The organism is Mucilaginibacter sp. SMC90 (assembly GCF_022811725.1).
Classification (GTDB): Bacteria; Bacteroidota; Bacteroidia; order Sphingobacteriales; family Sphingobacteriaceae; genus Mucilaginibacter.
In genome coordinates this window covers 2202437-2217344 of record NZ_CP094527.1, presented here as the reverse complement: position 1 = coordinate 2217344, position 14908 = coordinate 2202437, and the positions used below count along the sequence as shown (strand labels likewise).

Annotated in this window: 6 protein-coding genes; all 6 read right to left on the bottom strand. The window is 43.0% G+C overall.

What is annotated here, in order from left to right; translation table 11 throughout:
• Window positions 1-34: 34 nt before the first annotated feature.
• A complete protein-coding gene (locus MTO98_RS09400; RefSeq protein WP_243486398.1) occupies window positions 35-3277 on the bottom strand; it encodes a GH92 family glycosyl hydrolase in 3243 nt (1080 codons plus the stop codon).
• Window positions 3278-3406: 129 nt separating this feature from the next.
• A complete protein-coding gene (locus MTO98_RS09395; RefSeq protein WP_243486397.1) occupies window positions 3407-4534 on the bottom strand; it encodes an acyltransferase family protein in 1128 nt (375 codons plus the stop codon).
• A 13-nt stretch (window positions 4535-4547) separates the two neighbouring features.
• Window positions 4548-7505 (bottom strand): beta-galactosidase, encoded by a 2958-nt coding sequence (locus MTO98_RS09390; RefSeq protein WP_243486396.1) that lies wholly within the window; start codon window positions 7503-7505, stop codon window positions 4548-4550.
• Between the two features lie 213 nt (window positions 7506-7718).
• Entirely contained in the window at window positions 7719-9917 is a 2199-nt protein-coding gene (locus MTO98_RS09385) for an alpha-N-acetylglucosaminidase (protein WP_243486395.1), read from the bottom strand.
• Between the two features lie 84 nt (window positions 9918-10001).
• Window positions 10002-11480, bottom strand: a complete 1479-nt coding sequence (locus MTO98_RS09380) for a RagB/SusD family nutrient uptake outer membrane protein (RefSeq protein ID WP_243486394.1) — start codon at window positions 11478-11480, stop codon at window positions 10002-10004.
• Window positions 11481-11487: 7 nt separating this feature from the next.
• Window positions 11488-14856 (bottom strand): TonB-dependent receptor, encoded by a 3369-nt coding sequence (locus MTO98_RS09375; protein WP_243486393.1) that lies wholly within the window; start codon window positions 14854-14856, stop codon window positions 11488-11490.
• Window positions 14857-14908: the final 52 nt, after the last annotated feature.

The following is a 14908-nucleotide window of genomic DNA, read 5'->3' as shown; positions in this document are numbered from 1 at the left end:
TATTTTTTTCGCGATTATTTTACTGCTTTTGAATTTACTCACTCTCCGTAGCTACAATAGCTTTAATATCACCGGCAGATAAAGCAGCCTTAAAAACTTTCACTTTGTTAATATAACCGTGGAACACCCTCTCTGAAGGAAACTCTTCATTCCGGCCAAGGGTCCATTTGTTACTTACAGACAGATCGGCAGCGACCTCCAATATCGAAGTCCCGGCCAAAGCGCCATCAATATAAACATAAAGCGTTTTACCGCTGCACACTCCTGCTATGTGATGCCAGTGCTGCTGCCAATCAGCAGGGAGATTGACAGTACAATCGCCCCTACCCCATCCGCCAGCGAAAAAGGTAAGAATTTTGCTATCAGTCATTTGCAAAACATGATTATCACCCTTGCTGATGATATCCACCAGGCCCCTCTCTTTACCCATCGGGTACACCCATCCCGTCATACTAATGGACTCGCCCATCTTATCTAAAGCAGGCGAATTTGGAACTTCAACATACGTACTGTCACCAAAAAGCAGCTTGTCCTTACCGATTATTGCTGAAGCTGAAATGATGTTCCCGTCATTATGAAATCCCGAGCTGTCAGGCACGCTTTTACCCGGCGTAATTGATTCAAAGTTCAGCAATAATGATTCTATGCTGTTTTCATAAACTTTATAAAGGATTTTGGCGGTATCAACCCTTACATACTTAAATCCTTTTTTTAATGACTTAATATTATGACTTACTGTTTTAACTTCGCCCGCATTAAGTTTAATATTATCTGTAAAAGCAACCGAGTCATTTTGGATTACAGGAATAGTAAAGGTTTGCTTAAGGCCACCAATGTTCTTTATCTGATACTTTATTTCCTGATTTTCATTTAGCCGTATCATCGGGTTTACTTCCAGCCCGGATATTTTGAAAGAGTGCTCATGTGCCTTCTTTGGCAGCGTCACCTCAACCGCAAATGGAGGCATATTATCAAGTTTCAGTACTATTTTCCCTACCGGGTAAAGCCTGAATGCTATAGAATCCTGAACAGTTTGCCCCGGTTCAATCAAACAATTCTTATAACCGCATAGCTTCCCATTAGCTAACAATTTCACGGTTTTAACACCTATGCTACCTGCATTTTTAAGCTTAAATTTTATCACGAGCCGTTCATCCGAAGTCACGCTTTTCTTATCGATCGAATAATTCACGATGCTGAAAGTGGCGTTTTTTTGTGTGGTGGATAGCTCAATTGGATCTTTATCCGCCGGCCAGTTAGCCGGCTCTTTGCCCATGCCAAAATCCATCGTGCCACCATTTTCCAGTACATAATGCGGCAGTGTTAACCGTTGCCAGGGCCTGCCATTTATACGCAGCGACTGCACATAGTTATTTTTTGCCGACGAATTATTACTGCTGATGATAAACCTTTTTCCATTTGGCAAATGAAGTGTTACGGATTTAAACAATGGTGCACCTATAGCATAAAGCGGCCTGCCGGGGCATACCGAATAGATTCCCATTGAACTAAAAATATACCAGCTTGATGTTGAACCAAGATCATCATTGCCGGGTAAACCACCGGGGGTAGAACTGAACCTGTTAAGCATAATGTCCCTTACCCACTTTTGTGTAAGCTGTGGTTTACCTGCCTGATTAAAAAGGTAAGGCAGATTAAACACAGTTTCATTATCAAACAGAATAACATCATTGCTTAGGGCCGAATCAAGCAGGACCGTAAACTGCTCGTTACCGCCTGTCATGTTGATCAGATCTTTACCATTTTGAGGCACAAAATATGAGTATACCCACTTATCACCCTCTTTATATCCCGATGTACCGGGCTGACGCTTAAATTCATTACCATTTCGCGGCAGCATGAACAACTCATCTTTGTTTAAAAGATTACGGTAATTTAAACCTCTGCCTGATAACAATTGGGCGGCTTTTTTATCATTCATGACCTTATCTGCAAACTGCGATAACGCCCAATCATCATAAGCATATTCTACGGTGCGGGTAACGGATTCCGGCCGGGTAAAGGGGACATAACCTTTTTCATGATAGACTTCCATGTCCGGCTGAATAAAGGGGCCGTTAACCAAATCTTTTTCCATAGCCTTGTATGCGAGCTCCTTATCAAAACCAGTGATCCCTTTTAAATAGGAATCAACAATAATGGGAACAGCGTGGTTGCCCGTCATGGTTTCGGTTGGCAGGTGCCCGCTTTGTTTGTAAACATCCAACATGGATAAGATCACATCCTGTTGTTTTTGAGGATATAGCAGGGTGAGCAATGGGTGTAACGACCGGAAAGTATCCCAGGGTGAAAATGCACCATATTGATTCTGCCCCGTTTTTTGATATACCTTACCATCGTGGCCCCGATAATTACCATCAGCATCATCAATAACCCATGGCAGCAGCAACGAGTGATAAAGCGCCGTGTAAAACACTGTTTTGTTTTGTTCGCTGTTATCGGTTATATCTGCAACAGATAACAATTTGGCCCATTCGCGACTGGTTTTCGCACTAACCTCATCAAAGCTCAGTCGACCGATTTCCTGATCAATATTATGTTGCGCGCCTGAATAACCTACCGATGATTTGCTCAACTGCAAAGTGACAACTGTAGCACCTGTTGATGCTTTAGGAAGGGTAAATAACCAGCCGCCCCGAACTTCCTTTTTGTCTACGTATCCTTCACTAAAATTTATAACAGTGTTAGCATCAGAAACATGGAGTACTTTGTTGGATATGGCGTTAACCTGGCCGCCATTGCCGATGAAAATTTGGGGTTTAGCATCTCCGCTAAATGTAAAACGGAACATGCCGGTTCTTGTGGTGGCAGTGGCTTCAACAGCGGTTTGCTGGCCTTCAAAACTCACCTTATAATAACCAGGCACAGCACTTTCCTTTTTGTGCGAAAAGTGTATACTTGATTTGCCAGGCTCAAAATCTATATCGCTATTCCATGGCATTATGAACAGATGGCCGGATGAACCTTCAGGAAAACCACTCATGTGCCCCAGGCAACTGAAATAGTAAACCGAGCTGTCGGTATAATTATATCCTCTGGCCCCGGTAACCCTTGTTTCCGGACTTAGTTGCACACTCCCCGATGGCGCAACCGCACCGGGATAACAGCCGCCATTATTACCCCACTTGGTAAGCACATTACTTACAGTTGTACCAATAAACGGGTCAACATAATGCAAATGGCCTGGTTGTTGGGCGAAAAGATTTGTACCCGACAATAGCATCAGAGTCAAAACAAAACAGAATATCTTTTTCAATTACGTAATCAATGATTTAAATATTAAATATAGAGACGCATAATTGCGTCTTCCGATTGCAAGGCATTGGAAATTCACTATCCGCTCTGTATTGTTGGAGACGCAATTATGCGTCCCTACGATAAGAACTTATATCTTGATATATATTTTCTTCTTATCAAGCACATAAGCTATCAGCCAGCAAAGCATCATATAACAAAGTGCAAATACCAGTGTGCCAAATGCGCCGGGGAATATTTTCTGATAAAATACCTGGTTTATCCAGTCGTAAAAGCTGAGCTGCTGCTTTACCCATATGGTTTGAAAAACAGTGAGCAGTAACTCCGACAACAGGTATATCGCCAATGAATTACGACCGAAGATCAGGAAGAAGTTTGTGCCATTCTTTATCTTTTTAATTTCTATAGCATACACCATAAAGCCGAGCAACAAAAGGTCAATACCGATAGTTAAAAGTGTAAACGAGCTTGTCCAAAGTTTTTTGGCTACAGGAAAAAACTGTGCCCAAAATAGTGAAACGGCTATCAGCAAAACCCCGCACATAAATAAACGTGCAACCGCTTCGTAATTTTTCCCCTTACGCTGAATGAATGCACCGGCCAAAAAGCCACCTATCACATTCACTATAGCGGTCATGGTACTTAACAATCCTTCGGGATCAAAGGCTATAGGGCCGCCTTTATCATGATATAAATGATCGTTACCTAACAAAGCTATATCCAAACGGGTACCTGCATTACCAAGCATGGTATACTCTTTACCCGGCTCGCCGCATAATATCAGGAAGGCCCAATAACCAATTAAGAGTAAAACAGATATAATGACCGCCGTTTTTTGCGAACAGTAATGAACTATTAGAGCACCAAAGAAATAGCACAATGCTATGCGCTGCAATACACCCATAATGCGGGTATGACCTAAAAGATTAAACGCCCAGCCACCGGCTTCCCGGTGAAAGAACGGGAACCAATACATCAGGTAACCCAGTAAAAAAATAATGACTGTACGCTTAAAGATTTTTCCGATGAAAGCGGCATCAGTTTCAAACTTCTTTTTAGAGAAGCTAAGAGCGTTGCCAACTGCGAAGAGGAACGATGGGAAAACAAGATCCGTAGGTGTAAAACCAATCCAGGGGGCATGATCAAGCGGCGACCATACGTTCGCCCCCGAACCGGGGGCGTTAACGATGATCATGAAGCAAATGGTCATACCACGAAAAACATCAAGTGCGGTAAATCTCTCGGTTGTTGTAGCCATTTTTGCCATTATATTAATTAAGGGGTATTGAATTCACATTAATTAACCTGCCTGCAGCCTGTTCGGCTACAATACGGGTTTTATTGATACTATTGCCATCTTCATCATAAACCACTAACTGGTTTAAGCCTGGTTTAAGCCAGCATTCGGGGATATAAAGACTTTTCATATTCAGCTTTTCCGGGTACCGGCCCAGATTATGGCCATTAACCCAAACAGAACCGTGACCGAGTCCCTCAGGATCAAAACGCCAGATGAAGGTATTGCCGGTTGACGGCGGTAGGCGGAAAGTTGTACGATAAAAGGCGGGCGCATTTTTCATTTGCTTAGCCGCACTGAGCTTTACCCAACCCTGTATAGCGTTAACATTGCCGGGACCACCTTTCAGTTGCCAACCGGAAACAGCTGTAGCATCGCCAATGGCATTGATCTTTATCGGCTGATCTATGCCTCCTTCATTCGAGTAATTTTCGATAAAGACTGCAAGATCAATTGGGTGTTTTAAAGCTTCGGCATCGGTTATATTCACCTCAAATGGCTGGTTCCAGCCATCATGATGGACTACCTGTTTGCCGTTAACAAATACTGTTGCATTTTCATCGACACTTTTAAACAGTACAGTTACTTTCGAAGTACCTGCTGACTGCTGCGAAATGGTTGTGTGAAACCATGCATAGCCTTCTTTCAGGTCAAAAACATCAGCCCCTATTTTATATTTTTTATACGTGGATGTATCAAATGCCGGCGGCCCTTGTTTTACATCATCTTTTTTTACGGCTTTGGTAAAATACCAGTCACCAAGCTCGGTAATAAATGGTCCTCCCTTTTTGATAAATGCACTGCCAAAAAGCCCTTTGCTATCCACCTCGTCTATCGGCCCAAGGTATGCGGCCAGCTTATCGCGGCCATCGTGAGCGGCAAAAACAGCGAGCGTATGTTTTCCTTTGGTAAGATCAAACGTTAGTTCATTATCATTCAGCCTCCATTTGGCAGCCGGCTTTCCATCAATGAATGCCTGTCCCCTGCCACCGCCTTTTACCTGCAGGGTATATTTTCCGTTTGATGGTATGTTTAATGTTGTCCTGTACCAGGCATCAGCAGTAACATCTGCATCGGCCCCCATCGGCTGTGGATCTTTTGATTTGAGCCAGGCACTTGTATTTACATTCGCTGCTGCGTTGATGGCGGCGTTTTTATATTGCCAGTCAGATAAATTGATAGTTTGCGGTTGACTACTGTTCTGAACAACATTATTAAAAGCGATGCCTTTACTATCAGTATATAACATCACTTTTTGAGCTATACTTTGAGTTAAAGGTGTTTCTGCGGTTATTATAAATTGTCCGTTTTTAAAAGCAGTTTCTCCTGCATAATTTAAACCAGTAATGATGTAGTTTTTGCCTTCAGTTTCGGTAACCCACGTTTTATCGCTTAAAGCCCGGTTCATGGCCAATACTCTGATAGTTTGAGAACCCGCATTGAAGGTATATTCTACTGCCGTTTCATTGGCGACAGGCATTTTCTCGTCAATTAGTACGTGATTATCAGCAACTTTTACGGCAGTTGATTTCGACGAAACTTTGTCCTTTGTGTTAAAACGAAGCAACAACGGTTCACCGGCTTCAGCATCAATAACTATAGTTGTGGTGTTAGCTTGTTTAACAACGGCAAATACACGGCTGAGCGCCCAATCAAGCGTAACTTCATCATTAAGCTTATAGTTGTGCACCAAAGGATAGATCTCTTTAGGCTGAACGCTGATGTCTTTATCTGTAAGCAGATCTTCGGCACCTTTGATGTTTAATGCTGTGCTTATTTTGGCAGCACCCGGATTATCTAAAAATATCAGATCACCGCCGGGGCTTTTGCGGGCGGATATTTTAATAGCAGTATCAACAGCAATGCCTTTGTATGTTTCTGAAGCATTTGTACTGTTTTCCAATACATCCTGAAAACTACGCGAAAACCAGGTAGCACGTTTAAAGGTGTAGTAAATTGGTCGTAAATCACCTGCCTGGCCAATGGCTGTACCATAATCGTAAGAAGCGGCATCTTCGTCATTATTTGAATAACCAAAGTTTGAACCACCATGTACCATATAATAATTATAACCATTACCGCCATGGGCAATTATCTTCCAGGTACGCCTGTCATAAAGCCCAGCATCGCCCGGTTTAGCACCGTATTGCGAGTACCAAACAGCCCAGAACTCGGTAGAGAACCATGGGTTTGGACGTTTATCGTCATCGAGCTTTCCATTGCCGGCCGGGTCACTGGCGTGATGTAAACCACTAAAGAAATAGGGTACCTGCATCCCCATAGTCAAAGCTTTTTCCTGCAGATGCTTAAAATAACCATCGGGCATTACAGTTCCCCAGCCGTTGGGATGCTCATTTTCAAGCTGAACCAAGATTACCGCGCCGCCTTTATTGATCTGCCTTTGAAATACAACCGGCAAAAGATGATCAAAAAAGCGGTCGACATATTGTTCAAACGGCTTATTATCTTCACGCACCTTAAGGCCTTTTTTAAATTTAAGCCACACCGGGTAGCCTCCATTATCCCATTCGGCACAATAATACGGGCCAACGCGCACAATGGCATATAAGCCAAGCTGTTTTACAATATCCAGGAATTTGCCCAGGTCGCGATCTCCGGCGAAATTGAATTTACCTTCAGTTTCTTCGTGAAAATTCCAAATCGTGTAGATCTCAATACAATTAAAACCTGCCCGTTTGATCCGCAGCAACCTATCATACCAAAGCTCATGCGGGATGCGGGCGTATTCCAACCCGGCGGATACAAGGAACGTGCGTTTACCATTCACCATAAAACCTTTGCTGTCAAAATCGATATAGGGCTTAGCAACAGCCGTGGCCGGGAAAATATGATCGTTGGCGCTTTGGCTGTGTGCTTTAGTAAAGGCGCTTAGTAGTAAGATAAATGTTAATATAGAATAGTGTATTCTCATAAGTATTTTACGATCCTGTCATTTCTGTAAAATCCAGACTTACGAAGTTTTTAAAACTTCGTAAGTCTTTTATCTGTGTGTTCTGTCTCTTTACAGGCTATTAAATCTAAAAAAGCGTCATTGCGAGGCACGAAGCAATCCCCGATTAGCCGGGCTGCCCTGTATAGTTCGCGATTGCTTCGTTCCTCGCAATGACGTATTTACTGAGTTTTCTTAGTGAGCCCCTAAAATCACCGCATTATATTTTGCAAACAGTTGTTTTGATTTTTCAACGGCATCGCCTTTGGCAACATCGGTGTAAGCATTGTCATGTTTGTTTACCCACTGCCATTCCCAATCTTTTACCTGCTTATCAAAAGCCCCGGCATTAAAATCAGTTTTGGCCGATAATGACTTATCAAGCAAGCCGAAGTACATTGCCCAGCGTTGTTTATAATACCCCTTTATTAAACCAGCCCATTGGCGGTTTGAGTATTCGCGCAAACCGCTTTCCTTATCGCCCCAAAGGGTAACCAGGTCACGGGCGTTAAATTCGTACAGGTTTTTCTCTTTGTCGGTTACGCCGTTAGCCCTTGCTTCGTTGATCCATTTGCCTAACAGGAAATCTTTACGGGTGCTTAGCATGGCATCCATATCATCCATCAGTTCCAGGAACTGGTTGCTGTACAATTTAAACTGCTGCTGATCTTTATTTTGATAGGCCTGTGCCATTTTCTGTTGCAGCGGACTTGCATAATTGGCCAGCACCTGCCGGGTTACATCAACCAGGTCATACTGAAAGCCGTCACTTTGTTTCAGGCTGTCGGCAGCGTTTACCAGTAATGTCCATGCTTTTACCAATTGCATAGGGTCATAATCCAGTTTGGTTAATACCCTGTCAATGTATTTCTTCATTGTTGGCCTTGCTACAATGATGGACTCTGGCCCTCCTTCAGTTAAACCACCCGAATACACCGAATTTAGCAGGATATGCCATGCTTCATTAGCTTGGGTATTATCCTGCGCATAACGGCGCCGGGCATAATTTTGCACCCATTTATCAGCGTCAATTGGCGTATCGTTCCAAACATTTTCGAGCATCAGCGCAAAAAGTGCAGGATTTTGTTCAATGCCTTCGGGCGTAACACCAATACCGCGCATATTTTTTGATTCGGGATCATGCAGGGCTATGGCTGGATCAGCGGCTACATGGCGCATCCGGCCAAACAAGCTGATATTACCGCCGAAGTTTTGCAGCATACTCCAGATCCACGGTTTACCATAATAAGCTTCTGTACGGTTCCATACCGGGTGTGCGTCGCTATAAAGGTCAAGAACTATCATTTGCTCATTAGGTACTGCGTTAAGCAGGGCTTTGATCTGCTGTGGCTGCCAAAATTTGTTATTATAGTGAAACATCCAGCCCTGCATTACCCAAATAGCTTTAGGATCGGCAGCGGCCATAGAGTTAAACACTTTTTTGCTCATGCCATCCAGGTAAGTTGAATCGTTGGTTGGCGGCACGTTTTCATTAAAAGTATCGGCAGAATACAGGTGATCTGTACCAAATTCCTTTGTCTGCGCTTCTATATATTTTTTGCCGATGGTTTCAAACATCGGATCGTCGGGGTCAAGTATAAAAACATCGGGAAACCCGGCATCCCAGTTGGTTCTTTTAACCTTAGCACCGGGGAACTTATCTTTAAATGATGGCGGCACGTGGCCTGTGAATGACGACAAAACAGGCGTCATCCCGAAAGAGCGCTCACGCTCCAGGATCTTTTTTTGTAACGCTTTGTGCGAGTCCATCCAATGCTGCGGCAGCGGGCCACCCCAAGCATCAATGTTACCCATCCAAAACCATGAAAAATAAGCAGGACCGCTAAAAAACTCATCAAGTTGTTTATCGGTAAAGCCCATGTCTTTATAAACAGTTTGCCAAACGGCTTCTTCACCGGTTATGGCAAGCGGCATGTTAATGCCATTCAGGGCCATCCAGTCAATTTCTTTTTGCCAGCGGTCCCAATCCCACCAGGCCATGGTGTAGTTAAATGTGCAATAGTTTAAATAGTAGCGGTATTGATAAGGCGTAGTTTTGTGGATAAGGCCTTTTACTACAGGTAAGGCAGCAGGCAAATTAAGGTTAGTGCCATTCCAGCCGATATCGCAAAAGCAATAGGTTTTAAGATAGTAGTTTAATGCCGATGCTATTGACAGGCCATTATTGCCCCTGAGTACAATTTTGCCATTACGGCTTTCCAGCTCAAATACGTCCTTATTGTTTTGTTGCGGGATAGCCTCAACAACAAACAAATTACTTTTACCGGGAATTACCCTTTCAATAAAATCATAAGAGGCTTTCTGGTCAACCTGGGCATTGGCTTTAAAGGTCAATGCAACAATAGCAGCAACAACAAGTAAACACTTTCTCATCAACAGATATAATTAAACGCCGGCAATTGCCGGAAATAAATACCGGCAACAGGGGGTATGCCCGTTACCGGTATGAGGATATTATTATTTAAAATTAGGGTTTTGTACTAACACGCCTTTACTTTTATCAATCTCAACCTGAGGAATTGGGAAGTAATAATTTTTAGGGCGCACAAACGTCACCGTTTTATTTTGATCAAGCGGCGCTTTGGAGATAGCGAGGTTATAAATAGCAGCTATATCGACAATTTTAGCTTTATCCCAACGCATCAAATCCTGGTGACGTTGATCTTCGCCGGCCAGTTCAACACGGCGCTCATGGATCAGTTCTTTCATCCCGGCACCTGAAACTGGCTTCAATGCAGTTGATGCACGGTGCCTGATCTGGTTAATGATCGCGTCGCCTGCGCCTGCACCTTGAGTACGGATCAATGCTTCAGCTACTAACAGATAAATATCGGCAGAGCGCATTAATGGTACTGCAAAGCTATGATCGACACCACCACCGGCGGCGGCAGTATTAAATACGGCGTACTTTTTAAAAGCAAAACCGGTAGCCGAAAGATCGGCAGTGAAGGTTGTTAACCCGTTGCCATCGCCCAAATCTACCTTATCGCCAACGCTTAACAGTGTTGCAGCTTTACGCGGGTCGCCAGCTTCAAATTCATTGGCAAGCCCTTGTAATGGCTGGCTAAAGCCGTAACCACCCCATGGCCTTGGAATATAATATACAGTAAAGTCGTTTTGAACAACGTTTTGTACCGCCTGGATCGAGAACAAAATTTCGGTGCTATTTTCATTCGCCCGTGTAAAGTTATCCTGGTAATTGGCAGCAAGCGCGTAGGCAGGGTTCGAGATCACTTTTTGGCCTGTCGCGATAGCTTCAGGAAGTTTTTCCCAATACATATAAAGCTTGGTCAATAAACCCAATGCTGTTCCTTTGCTTACGCGGCCACGGTCAGCTGCGCCATAGCTTTCTGGCAACAGGTCAACCGCTTTCAATAAATCAGCTTCAATTTGTTTACGTACATCTTCAATAGGCGATTTTGGCACGTTGAAATTCAACGAGGTATAATCGGCCTCTGTAATAATAGGTACATCACCATGGATAACCATCAAGCGCCAGTAACCAAAAGCCCTTAAAAAGTAAGCTTCGCCCATACTGCGGTTTTTAATATCGGCAGATATGGCAGTAATTTTAGGGATATTGATGATACAGTTAGTAGCGCGGTTAATTTCCTCATATCTCCATTTCCAGGGATACCTGATAGCCGCGTTTGAAGCATCGTAAGTCAGGTTTTCGATACCTTCATCTTCACCATGGTCGCCTGAGCGCCAGTAATCATCAGATGGTGTATCAAATGTTGTTTCGGCATGGCCTATATAATCTTCTTCGGGTAAAATGCTGTAGATACCGGTTATCGCGTTAACGGCATCAACCTCATTACGGAAATAATTGGTTGAGCTGTAAACACCTTGTTGCTTCAGATCAAGCGCCTTTTTACAGCCGCTGCCCATCAGGGCCAATGACACAAGCGTATATATTAGTTTGTTTGATTTCATGATGATGTTATAATTTAACTGTTACACCAAATGTTATTGTCCTTACCGATGGATATTGAGCTACGTCAACACCTCTTTGCAAATTGCCGTTAGTATAACCCAACTCAGGTGTGTAGCCTTTGTAGCCGGTTATAAAGAAGAGATTTTGCCCTGAAGCATATAGCCTTACACTTTTTAAAGTTGCCTTTTTTGCCCAGCTAACCGGAAGTGTGTAACCCAGCGTCGCATTTTTAAGACTTACGTAGCTGCCATTTTCAACAAACAGATCCGATGTACGATAATTATCGTTAGCACGGTCAAGAGATAAGCGTGGAATAGTGTTGCTGGTACCCGGGCCTGTCCAACGGCCTAAAGTTTCGGCATAAAGGTTAAACGGATAAGTTGGGTCGATACCCTGCATCCTATCAGCATTATAAAGGCTCACGCCAAATACGCCGGTAAAGTTTGCAGAAAAGTCAAAGCCTTTGTATGATACACTACCTTGTAAACCTGCTGTAACATTAGGGTTAGGATTGCCCAGTATTGTACGGTCATTACCGTCAATTAAACCGTCGCCGTTTAAGTCAAGGAAACGAACATCACCCGGCCTGATACTTGATTTACGGGAGTCATTTTTAAGTGCAGGATCGTTATCAATATCAGCTTGTGTTTGATATAAGCCATTGGTTTTCCAACCATAAAAAGAAGCTATTGGCTGCCCCTGGTAAGTACGGGAAATTTCCTGACTTGAACGGCCGTAAACAGCTGAAGTTACGAATGTTCCTTCGCCGTTAAGCCTGGTCACCTTATTCTTAATAAATGAAGCATTAGCGCCAACGGAATATTTCACCTTGTCGCCGCCATGATAATTAACCTCAACTTCCACACCATGGTTGTTCATGGTACCAATGTTTTGCAAAGGAATACCTACCGAACCTGCAGCACCTACAACAGGAGGCGCTAAAAGCATATCTTTGGTATTTTTATTAAACCAGGCTAATGTAGTTGTTAACTGGTTATTCAAAAAGCCCGCGTCTAAGTTAACGTTTGTCATGGCTGTGCGCTCCCAGGCAATATCAAGATTTGCAAGGGTGGCAATTGCCGCGCCTGTGTAGCCAACACCGCCAAAGGTATAGCCATTGTTTTCATAAGTACTACCCAATTTTATTAAACTGGCGTATTGGAATGTACCGATATTTTGATTACCAAGTTCACCATAACCACCAGATAGTTTCAGATTACTTATCCAGCTTATATTTTTGATAAATTGTTCGTTAGATAACCTCCAGCCTACAGAGAATGCCGGAAAATACCCCCACCTTTTTGATGGCGCAAACCTGGATGACCCATCTGCGCGGAAAGTCATAGTGGCAAGGAACCTTCCGTCATAATCGTAAAACAACCTTCCGAATGCCGATTGCAACGACCACTGATCAGGTATTACGCTATTGTTGAACTGACTATTACCGGTGCCAAGCACGCGTTGATCAACAGATGTGTCATCATACCCAACTCGCCATGCACTAAAGCCGTAGGTTTTGTAATTTTGGTATGAATAACCACCTGTAAAAGTTACGTGGCTTTTACCAAACACCTTATCATAGGTCAGGAATGACTCAACTAATTGCGATGATGTTTCGCCTTCGTTTTGGGTTAATTGCGAGAACGGGTTTTGCCTTGCCTGGTTAATATCGGCAATGCTGAAGTTATAGGTGCGGTTCAATGTACCATCATATGCATAATTTACGCGCAACTTTAGTTCTTTCAAAAACGAGATCTCGGCAAAGGCATTAGCCAGTGCGCGATATTTTTTGTTGAACCTGTCTGCTTGTTGTATAGTAGCATACGGGCTGTTGATATCACCTAATTGGTTAGCAAATGCTTTTGATGTACCATAAGTGCCATCAGGATTAACCAATGGTATTGCCGGGTTAAAGCGTAAAGCCGAGAAAATTAAACCTGTTTGTGAGTTATTATTATCAAACCCAACATTGTTGGCATAACTTAACTGGATGTTCTCGCCCAATTTCAACCATTCGGTTACTTTATGTTCTGAATTGAACCGGGTGGTGAAGCGTTTAAAATTGGTTTTATCAATTATACCTTCGTCATTATATACTGCGGTAGACCAATAATAATTAGATACGTCATTACCGCCTTGCAGATTAACATCACCATTAACTACGTGGCCTGTTTTCATAATAGCCCGCTGCCAATCTGTTCTTTGAGTAGCATAATAGCTATCATTCCATGGAGCATCGATTGCAACGCCATCGTTGGTATAGCGCTCCCTTTTTAACGTATAAAGATCTGGGGCAGTTAACAGCTTAAGGTATTTGGTAGTGTTGGAGAAACCATTGTAAAAATTGACAGATGTGGCTAATTTCTGATTATAAGTACCTCTCTTGGTGGTAACCAATACCACACCATTGGCCGCACGTGTACCGTATATAGCGGCTGCTGATGCATCTTTCAATATATCAACCGAGGCGATATCATTAGGGTTAATATCGCTCAACGCATCCGGATCGCTGGTAGGCACACCATCTACAACAATTAGCGGGTTAGCATCATTCACTGTACCTGTACCACGAATACGGATGCTCGAAGCAGCACCAGGTGAGCCGTCGTTACGCACAATATTAACACCACTTGCACGACCATCTAAAGCCTGGGTTGCAGAAGCCACAGGAAGATTTTGAATATCGGTACCCTTCACACTGGCTACGGCACCGGTAACATCTATCTTTTTAGTGGTACCATAACCAACCACCACAACTTCGGTTAAGGCAGATGGCAAAGCAACCAGCGTTATATTTAAGGTTTGACTCCCGGTTATAGTAACCACCTTTTTTTCGTAACCGATATAGGTAATTTCCAATACTCCGTTTACTGGTGCATCAATATTGAAATTACCATTTGCATCGGTTGTAGTACCTTGATTGGTACCTTGTAACCTGATGTTCACACCAATAAGTGGTTCACCCTTGGCATCAAGCACTTTTCCTTTTATAATAGCTAAACTTTTGGCTTCATCATGATTGGCAATGATCACCACATGATCTTCGTTCATTTTATAAGCAAGCTTATCGTCAATAATGGCGTCAAGCAGCTCATCAATTGTTGCATCTTTTACATCAAGATCAACCTTGCCCAGCTTTTTGATGGAGGCATAGTTATAAAAGAAACGGTAATCGCTTTGTTTTTGAATTTTGGTAAGAATACTGCTTACCTCAGCCTGTTTTAGGCTAAGCGTAAACTTCTGCTGTGAATATACTTTTGCAGAAACTTGCACACATGTAACCAGGACCAATAAAAATACTGCTTTCATCAGCAAAATAACTTTGAGACATACGGGGGCGCCACGAAGCGAAAACACCCTTCTTGTTTTTTTCATTACATTTGTTTTGAAAATAAATGGATGGAGTAAGCGCTGTTTCACAATAGCT